Annotated in this window: 25 protein-coding genes and 5 pseudogenes; 13 read left to right on the top strand and 17 right to left on the bottom strand. The window is 67.5% G+C overall.

The genetic code is table 11. From position 1 onward, the window contains the following. The first annotated feature begins 27 nt into the window (after positions 1 to 27). Genes ACHMWU_RS05520 through ACHMWU_RS05510 form a run of 3 tightly spaced genes read left to right on the top strand, consistent with a single transcriptional unit; the run spans position 28 to position 2,464 of the window. Positions 28 to 435 carry an ATP-binding cassette domain-containing protein gene (locus ACHMWU_RS05520; protein ID WP_396042960.1) on the top strand — a complete coding sequence of 136 codons (408 nt, stop codon included), beginning with the start codon at positions 28 to 30 and terminating at the stop codon, positions 433 to 435. Further along, the gene (locus tag ACHMWU_RS05515) at positions 435 to 1,529 is read left to right on the top strand and encodes an ABC transporter permease (protein ID WP_396042957.1); all 1,095 of its coding nucleotides are present in this window, start codon (positions 435 to 437) and stop codon (positions 1,527 to 1,529) included. Before ACHMWU_RS05520 ends, ACHMWU_RS05515 begins: the two co-directional genes overlap by 1 nt. Positions 1,530 to 1,552: 23 nt before the next feature. After that, positions 1,553 to 2,464 carry an ABC transporter permease gene (locus tag ACHMWU_RS05510; protein WP_396042031.1) on the top strand — a complete coding sequence of 304 codons (912 nt, stop codon included), beginning with the start codon at positions 1,553 to 1,555 and terminating at the stop codon, positions 2,462 to 2,464. A gap of 302 nt (positions 2,465 to 2,766) precedes the next feature. Here the strand turns inward: ACHMWU_RS05510 and ACHMWU_RS05505 are convergent, their stop codons facing one another. The 6 genes and pseudogenes from ACHMWU_RS05505 to ACHMWU_RS05480 all read right to left on the bottom strand — a co-directional run bounded on the left by ACHMWU_RS05505 (position 2,767) and on the right by ACHMWU_RS05480 (position 6,106). Next, positions 2,767 to 3,303 carry a zinc-binding dehydrogenase gene (locus ACHMWU_RS05505; protein ID WP_396042030.1) on the bottom strand — a complete coding sequence of 179 codons (537 nt, stop codon included), beginning with the start codon at positions 3,301 to 3,303 and terminating at the stop codon, positions 2,767 to 2,769. Positions 3,304 to 3,472: 169 nt separating this feature from the next. Beyond that, a pseudogene (locus tag ACHMWU_RS05500) lies at positions 3,473 to 3,619 on the bottom strand (alcohol dehydrogenase); the annotation flags it as partial. Continuing rightward, positions 3,619 to 3,855 (bottom strand): alcohol dehydrogenase catalytic domain-containing protein, encoded by a 237-nt coding sequence (locus ACHMWU_RS05495; RefSeq protein WP_396042029.1) that lies wholly within the window; start codon positions 3,853 to 3,855, stop codon positions 3,619 to 3,621. The gene ACHMWU_RS05495 and the pseudogene ACHMWU_RS05500, both read right to left, overlap by 1 nt. 151 nt (positions 3,856 to 4,006) lie before the next feature. Beyond that, on the bottom strand, positions 4,007 to 4,189 hold the full coding sequence (locus ACHMWU_RS05490; RefSeq protein WP_396042955.1) for a 2Fe-2S iron-sulfur cluster-binding protein: 183 nt from the start codon (positions 4,187 to 4,189) through the stop codon (positions 4,007 to 4,009). Between the two features lie 211 nt (positions 4,190 to 4,400). Further along, a pseudogene (locus ACHMWU_RS05485) lies at positions 4,401 to 5,654 on the bottom strand (cytochrome P450); the annotation flags it as partial. Between the two features lie 227 nt (positions 5,655 to 5,881). Continuing rightward, positions 5,882 to 6,106, bottom strand: coding sequence for a hypothetical protein (locus tag ACHMWU_RS05480; RefSeq protein WP_396042028.1), 225 nt, complete (start codon positions 6,104 to 6,106; stop codon positions 5,882 to 5,884). 369 nt (positions 6,107 to 6,475) lie between these two features. On the opposite strand from ACHMWU_RS05480, the gene ACHMWU_RS05475 reads away from it, so the two are divergent. Both ACHMWU_RS05475 and ACHMWU_RS05470 read left to right on the top strand, forming a co-directional pair. Beyond that, entirely contained in the window at positions 6,476 to 6,697 is a 222-nt protein-coding gene (locus ACHMWU_RS05475) for a helix-turn-helix domain-containing protein (protein WP_396042027.1), read from the top strand. A gap of 66 nt (positions 6,698 to 6,763) precedes the next feature. Then, positions 6,764 to 7,243, top strand: coding sequence for an IclR family transcriptional regulator C-terminal domain-containing protein (locus ACHMWU_RS05470; RefSeq protein ID WP_396042026.1), 480 nt, complete (start codon positions 6,764 to 6,766; stop codon positions 7,241 to 7,243). A 122-nt stretch (positions 7,244 to 7,365) separates the two neighbouring features. On the opposite strand, the gene ACHMWU_RS05465 is transcribed toward ACHMWU_RS05470, so the two are convergent. The 7 genes from ACHMWU_RS05465 to ACHMWU_RS05435 form a co-directional block, all read right to left on the bottom strand. Then, entirely contained in the window at positions 7,366 to 8,379 is a 1,014-nt protein-coding gene (locus ACHMWU_RS05465; protein WP_396042025.1) for an ABC transporter substrate-binding protein, read from the bottom strand. Next, positions 8,376 to 9,221, bottom strand: coding sequence for an ABC transporter ATP-binding protein (locus ACHMWU_RS05460; RefSeq protein WP_396042024.1), 846 nt, complete (start codon positions 9,219 to 9,221; stop codon positions 8,376 to 8,378). Before ACHMWU_RS05460 ends, ACHMWU_RS05465 begins: the two co-directional genes overlap by 4 nt. A gap of 22 nt (positions 9,222 to 9,243) precedes the next feature. After that, the gene (locus ACHMWU_RS05455) at positions 9,244 to 9,393 is read right to left on the bottom strand and encodes a hypothetical protein (protein WP_396042023.1); all 150 of its coding nucleotides are present in this window, start codon (positions 9,391 to 9,393) and stop codon (positions 9,244 to 9,246) included. 138 nt (positions 9,394 to 9,531) lie between these two features. Next, positions 9,532 to 9,798: an ABC transporter permease gene (locus ACHMWU_RS05450; RefSeq protein ID WP_396042022.1), complete on the bottom strand. Its 267-nt coding sequence runs from the start codon at positions 9,796 to 9,798 to the stop codon at positions 9,532 to 9,534. Between the two features lie 32 nt (positions 9,799 to 9,830). Next, a complete protein-coding gene (locus ACHMWU_RS05445; protein ID WP_396042021.1) occupies positions 9,831 to 10,064 on the bottom strand; it encodes a hypothetical protein in 234 nt (77 codons plus the stop codon). A 40-nt stretch (positions 10,065 to 10,104) separates the two neighbouring features. Further along, a complete protein-coding gene (locus ACHMWU_RS05440) occupies positions 10,105 to 10,509 on the bottom strand; it encodes an ABC transporter permease (RefSeq protein WP_396042020.1) in 405 nt (134 codons plus the stop codon). Then, complete coding sequence (locus ACHMWU_RS05435) at positions 10,506 to 10,886, bottom strand: hypothetical protein (RefSeq protein ID WP_396042019.1); 381 nt, start codon at positions 10,884 to 10,886, stop codon at positions 10,506 to 10,508. Before ACHMWU_RS05435 ends, ACHMWU_RS05440 begins: the two co-directional genes overlap by 4 nt. Positions 10,887 to 11,514: 628 nt before the next feature. Between ACHMWU_RS05435 and ACHMWU_RS05430 the strand changes: the two are divergent. The 5 genes and pseudogenes from ACHMWU_RS05430 to ACHMWU_RS05410 form a co-directional block, all read left to right on the top strand. Then, positions 11,515 to 12,069 (top strand): annotated as a pseudogene (locus ACHMWU_RS05430) (fumarylacetoacetate hydrolase family protein); the annotation flags it as partial. Positions 12,070 to 12,227: 158 nt separating this feature from the next. Next, positions 12,228 to 13,058, top strand: a complete 831-nt coding sequence (locus tag ACHMWU_RS05425) for a hypothetical protein (RefSeq protein ID WP_396042018.1) — start codon at positions 12,228 to 12,230, stop codon at positions 13,056 to 13,058. Positions 13,059 to 13,074: 16 nt separating this feature from the next. Next, complete coding sequence (locus ACHMWU_RS05420) at positions 13,075 to 13,335, top strand: amidohydrolase family protein (protein WP_396042017.1); 261 nt, start codon at positions 13,075 to 13,077, stop codon at positions 13,333 to 13,335. Positions 13,336 to 13,398: 63 nt separating this feature from the next. Then, complete coding sequence (locus ACHMWU_RS05415) at positions 13,399 to 14,100, top strand: aldolase/citrate lyase family protein (RefSeq protein ID WP_396042016.1); 702 nt, start codon at positions 13,399 to 13,401, stop codon at positions 14,098 to 14,100. A 40-nt stretch (positions 14,101 to 14,140) separates the two neighbouring features. Further along, positions 14,141 to 14,479, top strand: a complete 339-nt coding sequence (locus ACHMWU_RS05410; protein WP_396042015.1) for a hypothetical protein — start codon at positions 14,141 to 14,143, stop codon at positions 14,477 to 14,479. On the opposite strand, the gene ACHMWU_RS05405 is transcribed toward ACHMWU_RS05410, so the two are convergent. The 3 genes and pseudogenes from ACHMWU_RS05405 to ACHMWU_RS05395 all read right to left on the bottom strand — a co-directional run bounded on the left by ACHMWU_RS05405 (position 14,448) and on the right by ACHMWU_RS05395 (position 17,319). Next, complete coding sequence (locus tag ACHMWU_RS05405; protein WP_396042014.1) at positions 14,448 to 15,506, bottom strand: FAD-dependent oxidoreductase; 1,059 nt, start codon at positions 15,504 to 15,506, stop codon at positions 14,448 to 14,450. The genes ACHMWU_RS05410 and ACHMWU_RS05405 overlap by 32 nt on opposite strands. Then, positions 15,503 to 15,819 (bottom strand): annotated as a pseudogene (gene fdxA, locus ACHMWU_RS05400) (ferredoxin). Before fdxA ends, ACHMWU_RS05405 begins: the two are co-directional and overlap by 4 nt. Before the next feature lie 103 nt (positions 15,820 to 15,922). Then, positions 15,923 to 17,319, bottom strand: a pseudogene (locus ACHMWU_RS05395) (DHA2 family efflux MFS transporter permease subunit). A 168-nt stretch (positions 17,320 to 17,487) separates the two neighbouring features. Between ACHMWU_RS05395 and ACHMWU_RS05390 the strand changes: the two are divergent. From ACHMWU_RS05390 to ACHMWU_RS05380, 3 genes are read left to right on the top strand one after another with little or no spacing between them, the layout of a single operon-like run. Next, positions 17,488 to 17,631 carry a hypothetical protein gene (locus ACHMWU_RS05390; protein WP_396043063.1) on the top strand — a complete coding sequence of 48 codons (144 nt, stop codon included), beginning with the start codon at positions 17,488 to 17,490 and terminating at the stop codon, positions 17,629 to 17,631. After that, positions 17,580 to 17,744 (top strand): NUDIX domain-containing protein, encoded by a 165-nt coding sequence (locus tag ACHMWU_RS05385; protein ID WP_396042013.1) that lies wholly within the window; start codon positions 17,580 to 17,582, stop codon positions 17,742 to 17,744. Before ACHMWU_RS05390 ends, ACHMWU_RS05385 begins: the two co-directional genes overlap by 52 nt. A gap of 4 nt (positions 17,745 to 17,748) precedes the next feature. Further along, positions 17,749 to 18,102: a hypothetical protein gene (locus ACHMWU_RS05380; RefSeq protein WP_396042012.1), complete on the top strand. Its 354-nt coding sequence runs from the start codon at positions 17,749 to 17,751 to the stop codon at positions 18,100 to 18,102. Positions 18,103 to 18,112: 10 nt separating this feature from the next. On the opposite strand, the gene ACHMWU_RS05375 is transcribed toward ACHMWU_RS05380, so the two are convergent. Beyond that, positions 18,113 to 19,114, bottom strand: a complete 1,002-nt coding sequence (locus ACHMWU_RS05375) for a GNAT family N-acetyltransferase (protein WP_396042011.1) — start codon at positions 19,112 to 19,114, stop codon at positions 18,113 to 18,115. Between the last annotated feature and the right edge of the window lie 5 nt (positions 19,115 to 19,119).

The raw sequence follows: 19,119 nt of genomic DNA, 5'->3' as shown, positions 1-19,119 counted from the left end.
TCGCGATGAAGTCGCTGGACAAGGTCAGTGGAAAAGCTCCTGCTGAGCCACCGGGCGATGCGGGCCAAGGCCGAGCGCCTGATGGTCGAGTACAGCATCATGGCGCCGTCGGCCGACGCGCCGGTCGGGCGGCTCTCAGGCGGCAACCAGCAGCGTCTGGTGCTGGCGCGTGCGCTGTCCAACGGGCCGCGCGTCATGGTCGTCGCGCAGCCGACCCAGGGGCTCGACATCGGAGCGATCGAAGACATGTACGGCCGCATCCGCAAGGTAGCCGCCGAAGGGATCGGTGTGCTGCTGATCTCGACCGAGCTCGAGGAGGTCATGACGCTCGCATCGCGGGTCGCCGTCATCTCGTCGGGAGCCCTCAGCGGAGTCCTTCCCGCCGAGGAAGTCACCGCCGAGCGTCTCGGCATGATGGTGGGAGGAGCATCGTGATGAGCAAGGCACAGATCCGGTTGACCTTGGTGACGGCGGCCTCGGTGCTCGTCGCCTTGGCATTGTCGCTGGCTCTGATCTCCTGGACCGGCGGCTCGGCCCGCGACTCCGTCGATGCTCTCTACACAGGGAGCATGGGCTCGAAGGCCGCCTGGTCGACGACGCTGCTGTACGTCGCGCCGCTGCTGCTGGTGGCCATCGGCTCCTGTGTCTCGATGCGTGGCGGCGTGTTCAACATCGGCCAGGAAGGCCAGGTCCTGATCGGCGCGCTGGTCGGCACCTGGGTAGCCCTGCGTCTGGCGCTTCCAGGAGTCTCGCTGATGATCGCGACCTTGGTCGCGGCCACCGTCGCCGGTGCTCTGTGGGCCGGCCTGAGCTCGCTGATGTACCGCCTGCGGGGCGTCAACATCGTCGTCAGCACCTTGCTGATGACGTTCATTGCGATCCAGGTCGTCGGCTTCGCCGTCAGCAAGGACTGGTGGCTGCAGGCCTCGCGCGTCGGCGACTCCGTCGTGGAGAGCCAGTCGAACCAGGTTCCGCTCGACGCCCGGGTCAACTCGATCGGGCAGTACCCCAACCTGCAGATCAACGGCGGACTCATCATCGCGCTGCTCCTGGCGGTCGGCATCGCGATCCTGGTGTCGCGCTCGCGGTGGGGGCTGCAGCTCAAGATGATGGGCCTGAGTCCCATCGCCGCCAAGCATGCCGGCGTCAAGACCGGACGGCTCTCGGCCGTCGCGCTGGCCGTGTCGGGAGCCACCGCCGGACTGGCAGGGGCGATCTTGGTCGCCAGCCCCGTCAGCACCAACCGGCTGCAGCCGGGAACGTCGAACGGCATCGGCTGGGACGGTCTGCTGATCGTGCTGGTCGCACGATCCAACCCGCTCGTCGCAATCCCGGTGGCGCTGCTGTTCGGAGTGTTGCGCGCAGGTGGTGGGTTCCTGGCCTCGACGGGAGTCCCGTCGTCGCTCGTCGACGTCATGAAGGCGCTGCTGGTCCTGGCCTTCGTCGTGCCTCCTGCCCTGATCCCAGCTGACGCAGAATCGCCGCAAGCGGGTCCGACCCGCCCGCGTCGCGCCCTCCGTCATCCATGAACCAACGCCCAAGGGGCTGTGGCATGACCTCGGTAGACGATCTGTCCACGATTCTGTCCAGCGGCATGCGCCTGACGGCGCCGCTGGCCTTCGCCGCGTGCGGGGAGTACCTCGCGCATCGCGCCGGTGCGATCAACATCTCGGTCGAGGGAATGATGCTGGGCGCAGCATTCGGAGCGGTCGCCGCCGCCAGCGCCACGGGCAGCGCCACGACAGGACTGCTCGCCGGTGCCCTGGTGGGACTCGTGGTCGCGATGGTGCACGGCAACCTCGTGCACCGCGCCCACATCAACACCTTCGTGGTGGGTCTTGTCCTCAACGCCCTGGTCCTGGGACTGACGACCTTCCTCATCGCGATCAACACCTTCGCGAGCCACCAGGTCGCCAAGATCGACATCCCGTTGTCGTCGGACATCCCACTGATCGGCGATGCCCTGTTCACGGGCCGATGGCCGATGTACCTGTTGCTGCTGATCGTGCCGCTGACGTGGTGGCTGGTCGAGCGCAGCCGCTGGGGCCTCGAGCTGCGGGCCGTGGGGGAGGACCCGATCGGCGCGGACCTGACCGGGATCGACGTCAACCGTCGGCGTCGCCAGGCCCTGATGTGGTGCGGTCTGCTGGCCGGTCTCGGCGGCGCGTACCTGGCCGTCGGTGAGGTCGGCTCGTTCAACCAGAACATGACCGACGGTCGCGGCTACATCGTGATCGCCGCGGCGATCTTCGGCGGTTGGCGCCTGGGCCGGACGATCCTGGGCTGCATCCTGTTCGGCCTGGCCGACGCGATGCGCCTGGCCCTGCCGGCGATGGGCCTGACGTTGGACAGCAACCTGCTGATCGCGACGCCTTATCTCCTGGCGATCGTCGTGATGCTGATGTTCGCGAGCTCCAAGCGCGAACCTCGAGCGTTGGGACAGCCCTTCCAACGAACGATCTAGGCGGCCCCGCCGCCAACGACGACGAACCCCCGAGGTGCACCTCAGCACCTCGGGGGTTCGCCCGTTCCAGGCCCCTTGCTCGCTCCGGCGCGGTGGTTCTGCAACCTTCTGGGTGGTTCGTCGCCCCGGCGCGGTGGTTTATCAACCGCATTCGGACGAATGAGGTTGCAGGTCCACCGGCCCGGCGGGATGAGGTTGCGGATCCACCGACTCCGGGGCCGCGGCCCGATGTCGACGCCGCCGTAGACAGCAGTGCGCCCCCGGTCGATCGACCGGGGGCGCACCGAGGCAAGCAGGGATCTTCAGTCGAACAGCACGACTCCGCGCAGGTTGATGCCCGCGTGCATGTCCTCGTAGCCCTGGCCGATCTCGTCCAGGGAGTACGTGCGCGTGATCATCTCGTCGAGGCGCAACGCTCCGAGCTTGTACATGTCGAGCAGGTACACGATGTCGGAGGTCGGATTGCACTGGCCGAAGAGGGAGCCCTGGATCCGCTTCTGGTAGAGCGTGAGCTCCGTCAGGTCGATCGGCACGGCATCTCCGCCGCCACCGAGGCCCGTCACGACGGCCGTTCCACCCTTGCGGATGGCAGCGAACGCCTGGCCCACGTGCTCGGGCTTGACGATGCCGACCGTGACGATCGCCGAGTCGGCGCCCTGGCCGTTGCTCAGCTGACGCGCCAGGTCTGCGGCCTCGTCCATCGTGGCGAAGGAGTGGGTGGCGCCGAACCGCTTGGCCTCGTCGCGCTTGAACTCGACGGGGTCGACCGCGATGACGGTCGTGGCTCCGGCGTGCAAGGCGCCCTGCACGGCGCTGATGCCGATTCCGCCGATACCCATCACGATGACGACCTGGCCCGGACGGACTGCCGCAGAGTTGACGGCAGCTCCCCCATCCGGTGGCCACGGCGCAGCCGACCAGGCACGCCTTGTCGAGCGGGATGTCCTGGGAGATCTTGACGACCGAACGAGCCGAGACCGTCGTGTGCTCGACGAACGCCGAGACGCCGCACATCTGACCGATGGCCGCGTCGGAGTCGGGCAACGTGATGCGCGCGACCTCGGGCGGCATCCAGACCTTGCCGCCGTCATCACACAGGTTCTGCTGGCCGCTGGCACACCAACGGCAGCGGCCACAGGCCGGCAGGAAGGACATCACGACGTGATCGCCCTCGACCAGGTCGGTGACTCCTGCGCCGACCTTGGTAGCACCACGCCGGCGCCCTCATGGCCCAGCGCGAAGGGGAAGGTGGGTGCCCCGGAGTCGCCGACGGCGATGTGGTCGTCGGAGTGGCACAAGCCGGCCGCAACCATGCGGACCTGGACCTCGCCCTGCTGGGGCTCGGCCACCTCTAGCTCGACGACCTCGTAGGGGCCGGGTGCAGTGCGCACGATCGCGCCTCTGGTTCGCATGGACAGTCCTCTCGTGTGTACTTCGTGGTCTCGCTGATGAGGCGCGGTGGATCTGCAACGGCATTCGGTCGAATGCGGTTGCAGATCCACCGCGCGGCGGGGATACGTTGCGGATCCACCGCCTCGGGGGTTAGAGGTCGAGCACCAGGCGGTCGCTCTTGGTACGGCTGACGCAGATCATCATGCAGGTGCCGGTCTCGCGCTCTTCCTTGCTGAGGATCGAGTCGTGGTGATCCGGCGTGCCCGCGATGACCCGGGTCTCGCACGCACCGCAGAAGCCCTTCTCGCAGTCGTACGACAGGTCGGGAAGCACCTCGCGAGCCACCTCGATGATGCGCTTGTCGGCCGGGACGTGCAGCGTCACGCCGGTGCGTGCGGAGCTGTACGTCGAATGCGGTGTTGTTCTCCGGGTCGAAGACGACGTCGAAGTCGTCGCCGGCCGTGAAGCGCTCGATGTGCAGGCGCGAGTCGATGCCGAGCTCTGAGCAGACCTGCTCGGTCGCCGCGATCATCGCCGACGGGCCGCAGCAGTAGACCGCAGTGCCGTCGCCGATTCCGCCGAGGAAGCCGCGCAGGTCGAGCAGTCCGGCGATCTCGTCCTGCGGGATGATCATGACCCGCTCGGGTGCCAGCTGCTGCAGCTCGTCGACGAACGCCATCGAGGCGCGTGACCGGCCGCCGTAGACGACTGTGACGTCCTTGCCCTGCTCGACGGCCGAACGCACCATCGCGACGATCGGCGTCACGCCGATGCCGCCTGCGAGGAACAGGTCGCTGTCGGCCTCGACCAGCGGGAAGTGGTTGCGGGGCCGGACCGTCAGCTCGGCACCGACCTTGGCGACCTCGTGCAGCTCGACCGAGCCACCTCGGCCAGCAGGCTCACGCAGCACCGCGACGGTGTACTTCGAGGCGTCGGCAGGGTCTCCGCACAGCGAGTACTGGCGCAGACGTCCCGACGGCAGCCGCAGCTCGAGGTGGGCTCCGGGCTTCCAGGCGGACACCGCGGCACCGCTCGGATCGGCCAGCGAGATCTTCAGTACCTCGTCTGCGGCGACGACGACCTCGGTGACCGTCAGGTCGGCCCATTCGGCACGCGCCGGCACGCCGAGCGATCCGAGCGATCCGTTCTGCGAGCGCTGACCGGGAGTGAACGTCGCGGGAATGACGTCCCAGCCGCTGGCGGTGCCGCGCGACGGGTAGCCGACGAGGCCCTCGTCGATGACCTGGTAGTCGGGCATGCGGGTCAGGACCTGGTTGATCATCTCGTGGAACATCGCTCGTGCCAGGTGGCTTCCGGGGCAGCGGTGCGATCCGGTGCCGAACGCCAGGTGGCGGGTCGCGTCACGATCCAGCTGGACCTCACGCGGGTTGGCGAACACCTCGGGATCGTGGTTGGCGGCGACCCAGGGGAGCAGGATGCGCTCGCCGGCCTTGACCGGGCAGCCCGAGATCTCGGTGTCCGCAGTCGTCGTGCGTGCCATCGACGTCGTCGGGGCGAAGACGCGCAGGAACTCCTCGGTCGCGGCCTCGAGCAGGTCGGGGGCCTCGAGCAGCTTCTGGCGCTGCTCCGGGTTTTGGCTGAGGTGCACGAGCACCGAGCCGGTCAACGACGTCGTGGTGTCGACGCCGCCGGCGACGAGCAGTCCGATCGTCGACAGGACCTCTGCCTCGGTGAACTCGGTGCCGTCGGTCTTCTTCTGGTGGACGAGCCAGCTCAGGGCGTCCTCGCCCGGCTCGGCTCGGCGCTGCTGGATGAGCTCGCGGATGCGCTTCTCCATGTACGCGAGGCCTTCGCCACCGCGCTGGAGGCGCTCGCTGCCGGGCAGGGAGGAGAAGATGAGGTGGACGGGCACGCCGATGCGGGCCCAGTCCTCCTCGGGGAAGCCGAGCCAGTCGAGCGTCACGCAGGACGGCAGAGGATTGGTGAGGTCGCGCACGAAGTCGGTCGAGCCGGACTCGATGAACTCGTCGACGATGCGGGTCGCATGCGCCTTGATCATCGGCTTCATCTTCTCGACCGCGCGCTCGGTGAGCAGCGGGTTGAGCAGGTTGCGGTACTCGAACGAGTCCGGCGGATCGACTCGAGCGGGAACTGGAAGTCGTCGAGCCCAGGTCCGCTGGGAATCACGATCGCCGTGCCTTCGCGGCCGCCCATGCTGGCTCGCGAGGACGAGAAAGGCTCGTCGTTGCGGGCCACGCGGAACACGTCGTCGTAGCGAGTGATGTACACGAAGCCGTCGTGCGCGTCGCTGCGGCCGACGGGGCAGGAGTCGCGGAAAGATTCGTAGTAACCAACCGGATCCGCAGTTGCTGTTGCAGAGTGGTGATCGAACTGATTCGTGTCGGTCATGGTGCGGTGGCTCCATCGCGGTCTTGAGTGTGAGATGTGGTGCGGGTTACACTCTAACGCCGTATCGGATCGTGGGTCAATGGATCGTAATGTGAGTTGACTCGTCGTGAACTCTCTGGACTCGCGCGCGGTGTCATGAGATGGTCTTGTGGCGTCGGTAGGATGAGTCGCTGTGACCCGAGGGTTGCTGCTGCACCAGCCGTGCCCGAGCACTATTCACTGGGATCCCCGAGGGGGCGAAGAAGCGACATGAGCGATGACTCCGTGCCCGCGATCCAGACCGTGCAGCGCGCTGCCGTGATCCTGAACGCATTCACGATCCGCCGCCCTCAGCTCAGCTTGAGCGAGATCACCGAGGCGCTGGGCAGCACCAAGGCGACCGCGCACCGCTATGCCAAGGCGCTGCGCGAGGTGGGACTGCTGCGATATGACTCGGCGAGCGCGACCTACACCCTGGGCCCGGCAGCTTGAGCCTGGAGTCCGTGGCCCGTTCGGGGCTGTCGATCATCGCGGCTGCCGGACCCCACATGGAAAAGCTTGAAGCAGGTCAACCAGACCGTGGTCCTCTCGGTGTGGGACGGCGAGACCGCTGCTGTCGTCAGGTGCCTCGACAACACGACCGGATCGGTCCGGCTCACGATCAAGCCCGGCGCCCGGCTCGACCTGTTCGAGTCCGCGCAGGGCAGGGTCTTTTGCGCCTACCTCGATCATGCCGAGGTTCCGGGCCTCGACCGTCGGTTGCGGTTCCTGCCCGGCCTCGAGAGCGAGCTCGGCCTGATCCGCGAGACCGGCGTCTCGATGAACTCCCCGGCTGTGCACGGGGTGCGGACGATTGCAGCGCCGATCTTCGAGTACCGCAAGATCGCAGCATCCCTGGCCGTCGTCGGCACGGCGGTCTCGCTGTCCGAAGACCTGGAGGCCGAGGTCATCGAGACCCTGCGCTCAGCGGCCGTGGGCCTGTCGGCCGATCTGGGCACGCCCGCAGACGAGTGGCCCATCCCGCCGCTGGGGCACTAGTCGGTCGACCGAGCACTGGCTCGTCTCGTATTATGTGACACTGTCGCGCAAAAACGCGCGAAGGGTTCTGGTCGACTCGAGTCGACCAGAACCCTTCGCGCGTGCTGCGGCAGTCGGGTGACCTACTTGGTCACGATGTACGACGGCACCAGGTCGTCGATCTCGGCGGGACCGTCGAGCCGCTCCTGCTCCTCGAGGATCTTGCCCATCCGCGCGATCGCCTCGGTGTCGACGCGTGCCTCGTAGATGTTCTCCTTCAACGACTTGAGGTACGCAGCATCCTGCTTGCACTTCTCGGACTGCAGGGCGTACTTCGCGTCGGCGTTCTCAGGCGCGGTGTACTCGTCGACGGCCGTGATCAACGAGTCCTGAAACGCCTTGAGCGACTTCTCCTTGGAGGTGGCGTTCTTGCTCGTCGCGACGTACCCCGCGAACACCAGTCCCTTGCCGTTGCCGACTGCGACGTACGGATCCTCGAGCGACGTCAGGCCGAGCTTCGGATCGACGTTCTGTGCCGGGATCTGTGCCGAGTCGATCTTGCCGTTGGCGACCGAGGACGCGAGCTCGTTGAACGGCAGGGCGACGAACTTCACGCTGGAGGCGTCGGCACCGTTGATCGTCAGCCACTCGGTCGTGATGATCTCGTTGATGCCGCCGATCTCGTTGACGCCGATCGTCTTGCCGTTGAGGTCCGACGCCTTCGTGATGCCGGAGTCTTCCGTGACGGCCATCGCGTTGGTGCCCTCGCCCTTGACCGAGGTCGTCTCGTAGGCAGTCGCGATCCACCGGACGTCGATGCCCTGCGAGCGGGCGATCATGGTGGAGAACGGGTTCGTGAACGCCAGGTCGATGTCTCCGCTCTGCAGCGCGGTCAGGGCGGCGGCACCGCCCGTCGACTTCACGAGCTCGACCTTGAGGCCGTTGTCCTCGAAGATGCCGTTCTTCTCGGCCCAGTACACCGAGGTCTCGTTGCACAGACCCAAGGTCGTGATCCGCAGGGTTCCGGAGTCCTGTGCGGAGGCGGAGTCCTTGTCGGAGCCACACGCGGCGAGCGTCGCGGCGGCCAGTCCGATCGTCGCAGCGAGGGCAACGGCGCGATTCTTCCTGGCGCGATTCTTCCTGAGGTGGTGCTTCATGAGCAGTGCCTTTCGAAGGGTGGAGTGCAGGAGCCCGGACACAGGCTGTGCCAGGGCGAGAGTGGTGGACGCGTCAGGCCTCGGTGGGACGCATGACGAGCTGGAAGACCTGGCTGCGCAGCCGGTGAAGCGCTGGTCGAGCTGGTCTCGACCTGGTCGCGTGGGCGGGGCAGGTCGACGTCGATGTTGGCCACGATGCGACCGGGACCGGCAGCCATCACGACGACCTGGTCGGCCATGTAGACCGCCTCGTCGATGTCGTGGGTCACGAACACGACCGTGACCTGGTACTCGGCGCGCACCCGGAGGACGAGGTCCTCGAGGTCGGCGCGGGTCTGCGCGTCGACGGCGGCGAAGGGCTCGTCCATCAGCATGACGGTCGGCTCCACGACGAGGGCCCGGGCGATGGCCACACGCTGCTGCATGCCGCCGGACATCTGCCAGGGATACATCGAGCCGGAGCCGGCCAGGCCGACCGAGTGCAAGGCGTGCTCGACCCGGTTCTTCAGCTCGGCCTTGGGGATCTTGTACGCCGTGGCCGCCATCGCCAGGTTGCGCTCGACCGTCATCCACGGGAACAGTGACCGGCTGTAGTCCTGGAAGACGACCGACAAGCCCATGGGCGGGCCGTTGATCGTCCGCTCGCCGAGCCGGACCTCGCCACCGGTGGGGGACAGGAGTCCGGCCATGACCATCAGCAGGGTCGACTTGCCGCACCCGGACGGGCCGACGATCGACACGAACTGCTTGGAGTTGACGACCAGGCTGGTGTCGGTCAGCACCTGCTTGGCGGTGGGCCCGTGCCCATAGGTCTTGGTGACTGCGTCGACGTAGAGATCCATGTCGCTCCTTGCGGGTTGGTGTCTAGAGGGCGCTCAGGCCGGCGCGGCGCTGCCACCGCAGGACCCGACGCTCGATCAGGCTGAACAGTGCGTTGAGGGTGATGCCGATGACGCCGACGACGACGAAGGCAGACCACATGTTGAGGTAGCGGAAGCTGGTCTGGGCGATCACGATCTGATGGCCCAGGCCGACTGTCGTGGGCGTACAGCTCGGCGATGACCATGAGGATCAGCGAGATGCCGAGGCTGACGCGTAACCCGGCCATGATCTGCGGCATGGCCGCCGGGATGATGACCTTGCGGTACAGGGTCAGACGTCCAGCTGCAGGCTCCGGGCGCTGCGGATCCACGAACGGTCGACGCCGGCCACGCCGTCGCAGGTGTTGATGATGATGACCCACACGCTGCCGAGGCAGATCAGGAAGACGTTCATGGTGGAGGCGATGCCGAACAGCTGGACAGCGATCGGCAGCAGGAGGGTGCTCGGGATCGAGGCGAAGAACCGGACGGTCGGGTTGTACATCCTGGCCAGCACCTGACTTGCCCCGAGCATGACGCCGACGCTGACGCCGATCACGATTGCGAGGGCCCACCCGCGGGCGAACCGGCTCAGGCTGGTGCCAGCCTGCTCGATGAACAGGTCGGAGTGGAACAGCTGGCTGGGATCGGACGAGAGCCAGACCGTGCGGTAGTTGTCGAGGATCTTGCTGATCGGGGGAAGAACACCGAGGGGTTGAGCCGTGCGTAGAGCTCCCAGACCGCGAACACGAGCAGCAGCAGCCAGATCGTGCTGAGGCCCCGGACGAACCGGCCGGCGCTCTGGCGAAGTGTCGGTTGACTCACGAGTGACATGTGTGGCGCTCCTTGTCGAGGGGGTGCGGTCTCATCGAGTCAGGCAACGGAGACCCACCGGACCAGGCGGTGCTCGGCCCGCATCATGAGCGAGAACGCCGCAGCGCCCACGACGCCGAGGGCGAGGACCCCGGCGTAGACGACATCGGGTCGGTCTGCCTGCGGTGTACTGCACCAAGATCGTGCCGACGCCGTAGCGGGCACCGAGAAGCTCGGTGGAGATGATGACGACGAGGGCGATCCCCACGCTGATCCTGATCCCGGTCAGGATCGAGGGTGTCGCGCTGGGGAGGGTCACGAAGACCTGGCGGCGCCACCACCGCCAGTGCATCGACCGAGCGGCGTCGAGGCGCATCGGCTCCGTCATGGCGACGCCGTAGATCGTGTTGATCAGGATCGGCCAGAAGATCGCGTAGACCGCGACCGAGATCTTCATCTGGGCTGCCGAGCCCGAACATCAGCACCGCGATGGGGATCAGGGCGGTGGCGGGCACGGCCCGGAACGTGTTGACGACCAAGCTCGGTGGGGCGTCGCAGCATGGGCGAGCTGCTGGCCACGAGCCCGACGGCGACTGCCGCGATCGATCCGATCAGCACCGTGGTGAACCAGTTGAGCATGGTGTCGGCGGCACCGCTTCGAAACTCGGGATCGGACAGCAACGTCGGAACGGCCTGTGCGACCTCGATCGGGCCGGGGAGCGAGGACCTCGGCACGAGGTCGAGCTCGCCCAGAAGCTGCCAGCCGACCAGCAGCGTGAAGGTGCCCAGCATGGCCCAGCCCCATGATGCGAGCTCGATGCGGTCCCGTCTCATGACGCCCCTCTCAGTCGCGCTGACAGGGCCCGAGGGCACAGCCTGTCAGCCATTGAGGAAGGACGATAGGACGTGCCTAGTCGCGTGTCAATGGATGATATGACGTCTCGCAACAGTCATCGTCTCGCAAATGTGGCGGCGTCACGCCTAGTGGCAGCGTGAGCGGGGGATGGTGGAAATTCAGCGAGAAATCGCTGAATCAGGGCGGCCTTGCCAGGCAACGTCAGCGGGAAGCGTGAGGATTGCGCCCATCTCATTTTCATCTTGATTGACAAGATGCCATCTCGCATATGAGGATACGTGGCATGGAGTTCATGGTGACGCGCTGGGGCATCGGTCGAGCCGATGGCGATAGCGTCCAGGTGCTGGACGTCCCCTTCCCCGACCTGCGGTCCGTCCTGGTCGAGCACGGGTCGTACGACTGGCTGTCGTCCCGCCCGTGTGGCCAGGACCGTGTCCCGCGACGAAGTCGTCGCGGCGGGCCTGTGCGCCCCGCTCGGCCGCAGCGGCGCGGTGTGGGGAGTCGGACTGAACTACCACTCCAAGGTCGTCGTGACCGGTCGGGCGATCCCCACCGAGCCGATCCTGTTCTCGGCCGCCGCGGGCGCCATCTCCCGGCCCCGGCGCCGACATCGACTATCCAGAAGGCTGCACCAACGAGCTCGACTACGAAGCCGAGATCGCTGCCGTCATCTCACGCCGCATGTACCGCGTCGATCCGCGGGACGCCTGGAAGTACGTGGCCGCCTACACCGGAGCGAGCGACATGACCGCCCGCGACGTGATGCGCCAGACGTCGACGCCCGTGCTGGCCAAGAGCTTCGCGGGCTGCAAGCCGATCGGCGCGTCGCTGCGCACCGTGCACGCCGAGGAAGACCTCGACTCGATCCGGGTCCGCTCGTTCGTCAACGGCGAGCTGCGCCAGGAGGACACCAGCGCCGGCATGGTCTGGAGCATCACCGAGTTGTTGTCCCGGCTCTCGTGGTTCGCGCCGCTGCAGCCCGGCGACGTCTTCTTGTCCGGCACGCCTTCGGGCACGGGGCAGGACCGCAAGGAGTTCCTGCGCGTCGGAGACGTCGTCGAAGTGCACGTCGACGGGGTCGAGCCCCTCAAGAACGCCCTCGTCGCGCCGCCCGACGCCACGGCCCGCACTGCCGCACGCCTGCAGGCGCAGCTGTCCTGACGCAGGCTCGCACGTCTTCGTCTGAACTGATCCACCCGTTCCACCACAACCCGTACCGAACGCCCACTCGTCCGAGGAGAATGATGTCTTCACCTACTACCGCCACCCTGTCTGCTGAACCGCAGGTCGAGCACGATCTCGTCCTGCGAGGAGGACGCGTGGTCGACCCGTCGAGCGGAGTCGTCGGCGACTTCGACATCGCCATCGCCGACGGCGTCATCAAGCAGGTCGCGCCGAGCATCACCGACGGTGCCCGCGAGACGATCAACTGCCAGGGCAAGCTGGTCTTCCCCGGACTCGTCGAGGGACACAGCCACATCTTTCGAGCACGTCTCGAAGGTCGGCGCCGACGCGACCGAGGCACACCTGCGTCGCGGCGTCGTCGCGGTGGCCGACGCGGGCACAGCCGGTGCTTCGACGTTCAACGCCTTCCGCAAGCTCGTCGTGGAGCCCAACGACCTCAAGGTGCTCAACTTCCTGAACGTCTCGGTGCTCGGCCTGATCGACTTCCGCTACGGCGAGCTGATCAACCCGCGACGCTGTGCGTCGAGGACGCGCTGCAGGTCGCCGCCGACAATGCCGACGTCGTCCGTGGCTTCAAGATCCGGTTGTCCGAGGACGTCGTCGGAGAAGCCTGGCTCGAGCTGCTGAACCAGTCGCTGAGCCTCGCCGACCAGGCCGGCCTGCCGCTGATGGTGCACATCGGCGAGACCTCCGAGCCGCTGAAGCACGTTCTGCCGCACCTGCGCGCCGGCGACATCGTGGCGCACTGCTACACCGGCAAGCCGCACGGCATCCTCGGTGACGGCAAGGTGCTGCCCGAGGTCATGGAGGCGCGCGAGCGCGGTGTCCTGTTCGACTCGGCGCACGGCCGCAGCAACCTCAGCTTCAACGTCGCCCGTGAAGCGATCGCCGACGGCTTCCTGCCGACATCGTGTCGTCCGACACCTCGGCCCGCAACTGGCACGGCCCGGTCTTCGACCTGCTGACCAGCATCTCCAAGCTGTGGCGCTCGGTGCGGACCTGACCGACGTCATCGAGCGGGCCACGATCGTTCCCGCCAAGCTGCTCGGCATCGCCGACGAGGGCTACGGCACGCTGGCAGTCGGCAGCCCGGCCAATGTCACGGTCGTCGAAGAGGTCTCCGACCAGCTCATGCCCGATGCGGCCGGCAACTCGATCGTCGCTCCTCGCTACGAGCCGACCACGGTGCTCTCCAAGGGTGAGAACATCTCGATCACGCCATGGCGTGGCCTGAACCAGTGAACGTCCGCGGTCCAGGCGGGGTCCGCGCTCAGCGGGCCCGCCTGAGGCAGCGCCTCGCGGCGGGTGAACGACTGCTCGGGACGTTCGTCAAGCTCCCCGACGACCGACGTGCTCGACATGTGCGTCACGTCGCTCGACCTCGTCGTGATCGACATGGAGCACTCCTCGCTCGGCGAGGGCGACGTGATCTCGATGCTGCGGCACTGCCACGGCATCGGGCTGCCGGCCCTGGTGCGGGTGCCATCGGTCGAGCCTGGCCAGGTCAACCGCCTCCTGGAAGCTGGGGCGACCGGAATCCAGCTCTCGATGCTGTCCAGTGCGGCACAACGCGAAGCGCTTCACGCGGCTTGCCACTATGCGCCGATCGGGCGCCGGTCGATCAGTCTGGCGCACCCCACCGCAGGCTTCGGGGGGCTGGCACTGGCTGACTACCTGGCCGCTGAACGCATCGCCCCACCCTTGTTGGTCGGCCAGATCCAGTCCGACGTCGAGGGCGACCTGGCAGACGTCATCACGGGCCTCGACGTGGCCTTCGTCGGCACGACAGACCTCGCGGTCTCACGTGGGCTGGCGTCCGACGACGGCTCGCTGGCCGAGGCCGTCGCCGAGATCGCTCGGTGTGCGGACGACCAGCAGGTGCCGTTCGGCGGCTGGGCCGCCCGGCTCGACGGCGTTCCGGCCGCAGGGCTGCAGGACGCGGCTCTCGTCCTGCTGGGCTCCGATCTGCAGATCCTGGCCGCAGGCCTGCGGCAGCTGGCCACGTGACGGCCGGCGACACCACCCCACGAGAAGAGGGACACAGCACATGAACAACTACGCGACAGTCGTCAACTGGGAAGACATCCCGATCGTCGACGTGCGTCCGGGCGTGCGACGCCGGATCTACACGACCGATCAGGTGATGTTCGCGTGGCACTCCCTCGACGTCGGCATGCAGACCAATCCGCACTCGCACGAAGACTTCGACCAGCGTGTACATCGACGCGGGCCTGTGCGACTACTACGTCAGCGGCGAGCCGCACCGGATGGGGCCGGGCTCGTTCATGCTGGTGCCGGCCGGCGCGGAGCACTACATCGTCCGATCGAGGGTCCGTGCATCAACATCGACGTCTTCACGCCGCCGAGGGCCGACTTCCTGCCCTGACTCCCAGCCCACGACGAAGGCCCCGCTCGATCGACGAGCGGGGCCTTCGGTGTGATCTCAGCCGTCCGTGGAGTGCCCGGGGTTGAGGGCCGAGGACGGATCGATCAACCGCGCAATGTGGTTGACCGCCAGCGCCGCCTCGCCGAAGCCGATCGAGATGAGCTTGACCTTGCCGTCGAAGTGCGTGACGTCGCCAGCGGCGAAGACCCGCTCGCGGTTGGTGCGCTGCGTGCGATCGACGACGATGTGACGGCGGTGCGCTCGAGTCCCCACTGCTCCATCGGGCCGAGGTCGGCGATGAAGCCCAACGCGGCGACGACCGTGCGTGCCGGAAGGTGCTTGACGTCGCCGTCCTTGCTGCTGACCACGACGGAGGTGAGGTGCTCGTCTCCGACGGCTCGTCGACCTCGTAGGGCGTCAGCACCGTGACGGTGGAGTCCATCAGCTGCTCGACGCTGCGCTCGTGGGCGCGGAACGCCGGGCGTCGGTGGACCAGGGTGACGCTTGCGGCAACGTCCTCAAGGGCCAGGGCCCAGTCGACGGCCGAGTCGCCGCCGCCGACGATGACGACGTCCTGAGCTGTCAGGTCGTTGAGCCGCGGCACGAAGTAGCGCAGGCCGCGGTCCTCGAGTCGGAGCCCGTCGGCAAGCTGGCGCGGCTCGAACGTGCCGATCCCGGCGGTGATGAGCAGAGCGGCAGCACGGACCTGTCGACCGTCGCTCATCGTGATCGTGACGTGCTCGGGAGTCTCCTCCAGGCCCACGGCCTGGCACTCCAGCAAGATCTCGGGGCTCCAGCGCGTGGCCTGTGCGTGCAACCCGTCGACGAGGTCTTGGCCGCGGATCGAGGGGAAGCCGGCGACGTCGAAGATCGCCTTCTCGGGGTAGAGCGCCGCGATCTGTCCGCCGACCTCGGGCAACGAGTCGATCAGGGCGGTGCGCAGCCCGCGAAATCCTGCGTAGTAGGAGGCGTACAGTCCGCTCGGGCCGGCGCCGATGATCGCGATGTCGACCTCGAGCATCGTCATCGCTTGGCTCCGATCGAGTCGACCATGGGATGGTCGGACCCGGTGGGCTGGACCTTGCGGGCGCCGCCGGGGGAGCCGATCTCGGCGAAGAACTCGGTGTTGACCTGGGCCCAGACACTCTTGTCGTCCGGCAGATCGTCTTCGTGGAAGATCGAGATCTGCGGCAGACGGGTTCGCATCGACCACATTCCACGCACTCGTCGGGCTGGATGTAGAGCATGCGGTCGCCTTCATAGATGCAGTCGACGGGGCATTCTTCGATGCAGGACTTGTCCATCACATCGATGCAAGCATCGGTGATCACATAGGTCATGGCGGGACTTTCACACGGGAGCGGGGTGCTCGGAGGGCGCTACTGATTGCTAATGCGTGATGTCATCTTGTCATCAGAGACGCCTTCGGTCAATGCGAAAGCCCTAGGTCGCGCCGTGCCCGGCATGCGTGGGACGAGCCATGAACAGCACGACGACCAGCCCGAGGAGGTACGCCAGGACCGGCAGCCACAGGGCCTGCGCCATGGCGTCGGTGTAGGAGGTCTGGATGTCGGTCGGCATCCTCTGGCCGGACAACGCCTGGCTCGCGTCGCCGCCGAGGCCCTGCGCTGCCAGCCGAGAGGTGATTGCCGCGGCGATCGCCGCGCTGCCGAGCGCCGCAGCGAACTGTCGGACCGTGTTGAAGATGCCCGAACCGGCCCCGGCCGCCGCCAGCGGCAGGTTGCGGGTCGTCGTCACGCTGAGCGGAGCCCACAAGAAGGCGTTGGCCACGCCGAACGTCGCCATCGGCACGCAGAGCTGCCACACCGGGGTCGTGGGGGTCATGATCAGCAGAAGCCCCAGGATCGAACCGGCGGCGACGCCGAAGCCGATCACGGTGAGCGTGCGGGGGTGCACCTGGTCGACGAGCCGACCCACCAGGGGGGAGAGAGCCATCAGCATGACCGCCATGGGAGCCAGGAGGAGCGCCGACTCCGTCGGAGTCCACCCGCGCGCGTTCTGGGCGTAGAACATCAGCGGCAGAGCCATGGCGGTGATGGCCAAGGAGACCATCGCGATGCCGGCGTTGCCGACCGAGAAGTTGCGGTCGCGGAACAGCGACAGCGGCACCAGCGGCTCGGCCTCGATGCGGCCCTGCCACCACAGGAACACCGCGAACAGCAGCACCCCGAGCGCGATCAGCAGCGGGACGCTGAGGATGCCGGAGATCGTGCCCCAGTCGTAGCGTTCACCTTCTTGGATGCCGAAGACCACCAGGAAGACCGCCACAGCACTGAGCGCCACCCCGATCCAGTCGAAGCTGTGGGCGTGGGTCGGCAGATCGGGCACGAGCCGGGCCGCGAGGACGAAGGCGATCACCCCGATCGGCACGTTGATGATGAAGATCCACTCCCAGCCAGCCGCGTCGACCAGCACGCCGCCCAGGATCGGCCCGACGAGCGTCGCCACGCCTGCCGTCGCGCCCACAGGGCCATGGCCTTGCCGCGGTTGGCGGCGGGGAAGGTGCGGGTGATGACCGCCATGGTCTGCGGCGTCATGCAGGACGCGCCGAAGCCCTGGACGACGCGAGCGACGATCAGCATCTCGATCGAGTCGGTCAGGCCGCACCACAGGGATGCAGCGGTGAAGACGGCGAGCCCGAACAGGTAGACCTTCTTGGGGCCGATCCGGTCGCCGAGACGTCCGGTCACCAGCAGCGGCACGGCATAGGCCAGCAGATAGGCGCTCGTCGCCCAGATCGCCGTGTTGTAGTCGGTCTTGAGCTCGCGGATGATCGCCGGTGTCGCCACCGACACGATCGTGTTGTCGATCAGGATCATGAAGAAGCCGATGACCATGGCCCAGAGTGCAGGCCATGGCCGGTAGCCAGCCGGCAGGTCAGTGCCGGCGGAAGGTGCAGTGTTCGGGGGGTGTCCTGAGGCCATGGTGACCATCGTGCACCCGGAGGGTGACGAAAACCCACCTCGCCCCTGAGGTAGGAAGGTGGGGTGGCCATCACCCGCGCGTCGGCGCAGCAGAACCTGGACGCCTTCGAGCGACGGGCCGCCCCGGCACACCCCTCCGAGCGCCGCGCAGCGGTGTGCCTCGTGCTCGTGGACGGCATGGGTGGTGCCGACGGTCCCGCTTGCTGATCACGCTGCGGGCCAGCACCCTGCGTGCGCATGCGGGCCAATGGGCGCTGCCGGGCGGGCGCCTCGATCCCGGTGAGACGGTCCGGGAGGCCGCGGTGCGGGGAGCTGGCTGAGGAGGTGGGTCTCGACGTCCCTCAGGATGCCGTGCTCGGCGAGCTCGACGACTTCGTGACCCGGTCAGGATTTCGCATCACCCCGGTCGTGATCTGGGCGGTCGACGTGCCCTTCACGCCAGTTCTCGCAGAGGCAGAGGTGGCGTCGATCCACCGCCTCACGATGTCGGCGGTCTCGGTGGAGCCCCGGTTCGTCGCGATTCCGCAGTCTGATCGGCCGGTCCTGCAGCTGCCGCTGCTCGGCCAGCTGATCCACGCGCCGACCGGAGCAATCGTGCACCAGTTCGCCGAGGTCGTGCTGCACGGACGTGCGACGCGCGTCGCGGACGTCGAGCAGCCGCCCTTCGCCTGGAAGTGAGAGGCGCCAGTCAGCGCAGCAGCTCGTAGCCGCGCAGGTCGTCGAAGGATCCGTCGCCGAGCCGCTCGGCTGCGCGCTGGGTGCCGTAGTAGGTGAAGCCGGCCGCGTTGGCGACGGCGTTGCTCGCGGCGTTGTCGGTCGCGGCGTAGAGCGTCAGACGGCGACGGTCGAGCCCGTCGGGGTCGAGCGCGTGCGCCACGACGAGCCGGGTCGCCTCGGTCATCAGGCCGCGGCCCCGGGCATCGGGGTGCAGCCAGTAGCCGACCTCGCCGGAGTCGCCGTTGACCCCCAGCATGTCCATGACCGAGATATTGCCCAGCAGGTCGTCGCTATCACGGTCGGCGATCGCCCAGGTAACCTTCGCGCCCGTCGCGGCCTGCCAGAGGCAGTCGTTCAGATACGCTCGCGCCGCCGCAGGCGTGTACGGCTGCGGGAAGTGGGCCAGGTAGCGCTGCGACGCAGGATCGCTGCAGGCCTCGACGAGCCGCGGCACGTCAGCCTCGGTGAAGGGGCGCAGCCGCAGCCGGTCGGACTCGAGCACGGTGGACTCCGCCCACGGTCCCCGGGCGTACGGTGCGTCGCCGAACCGGATCGAGCCGGTCCAGGCATCGAGGACCTGACCGCGCTCGTACAACATCCCAGGAGTGGTCCCGTGCAACGTGAAGCCGGTCGAGTGGGCCACGCGCAACGACGACTCGTTGCCGATGTGCGAGCGCCAGTGCACGATCTCCACGCCGCCCTCGGTCAACGCCCAGTCGACGGCCAGCCGCACGGCGCGCGCCATGATGCCCTGACCTCGCGCCCACGGGTGCAGGGCGAAGCCGATGTCGGCGATCGGCCGCTGCCGGATGTCGAGATTGCCCGCGAACCGCGAGCGTCCGGTGTCGTCGGTCGCCTCGATGGCCCAGCCGCGGATCGTTCCGTCGTCCCAGCCGCGCGGAATGATCGTGAACGCGTGCTGCTCGCACATCTCGCGGGTGTGCGGGTTCGGGATGCTGGTCCACTGCACCATCAGCG

The organism is Aeromicrobium sp. UC242_57, from assembly GCF_044452305.1.
In the GTDB taxonomy this organism is placed as follows: Bacteria; Actinomycetota; Actinomycetes; order Propionibacteriales; family Nocardioidaceae; genus Aeromicrobium.
The sequence above is the reverse complement of the archived record's forward strand: the minus strand, read 5'-3'. Positions and strand labels throughout refer to the sequence as shown.

Excerpts from the sequence above, each read along its gene's own strand:
- ACHMWU_RS05515 (WP_396042957.1), top strand. The coding sequence starts at position 435 with ATGAGCAAGGCACAGATCCGGTTGACCTTGGTGACGGCGGCCTCGGTG.
- ACHMWU_RS05510 (WP_396042031.1), top strand. The coding sequence starts at position 1,553 with ATGACCTCGGTAGACGATCTGTCCACGATTCTGTCCAGCGGCATGCGC.
- ACHMWU_RS05505 (WP_396042030.1), bottom strand. The coding sequence starts at position 3,303 with ATGGGTATCGGCGGAATCGGCATCAGCGCCGTGCAGGGCGCCTTGCAC.
- ACHMWU_RS05475 (WP_396042027.1), top strand. The coding sequence starts at position 6,476 with ATGAGCGATGACTCCGTGCCCGCGATCCAGACCGTGCAGCGCGCTGCC.
- ACHMWU_RS05465 (WP_396042025.1), bottom strand. The coding sequence starts at position 8,379 with ATGAAGCACCACCTCAGGAAGAATCGCGCCAGGAAGAATCGCGCCGTT.
- ACHMWU_RS05460 (WP_396042024.1), bottom strand. The coding sequence starts at position 9,221 with ATGGATCTCTACGTCGACGCAGTCACCAAGACCTATGGGCACGGGCCC.
- ACHMWU_RS05440 (WP_396042020.1), bottom strand. The coding sequence starts at position 10,509 with ATGAAGATCTCGGTCGCGGTCTACGCGATCTTCTGGCCGATCCTGATC.
- ACHMWU_RS05435 (WP_396042019.1), bottom strand. The coding sequence starts at position 10,886 with ATGAGACGGGACCGCATCGAGCTCGCATCATGGGGCTGGGCCATGCTG.
- ACHMWU_RS05410 (WP_396042015.1), top strand. The coding sequence starts at position 14,141 with ATGAACAACTACGCGACAGTCGTCAACTGGGAAGACATCCCGATCGTC.
- ACHMWU_RS05405 (WP_396042014.1), bottom strand. The coding sequence starts at position 15,506 with ATGACGATGCTCGAGGTCGACATCGCGATCATCGGCGCCGGCCCGAGC.
- ACHMWU_RS05375 (WP_396042011.1), bottom strand. The coding sequence starts at position 19,114 with ATGGTGCAGTGGACCAGCATCCCGAACCCGCACACCCGCGAGATGTGC.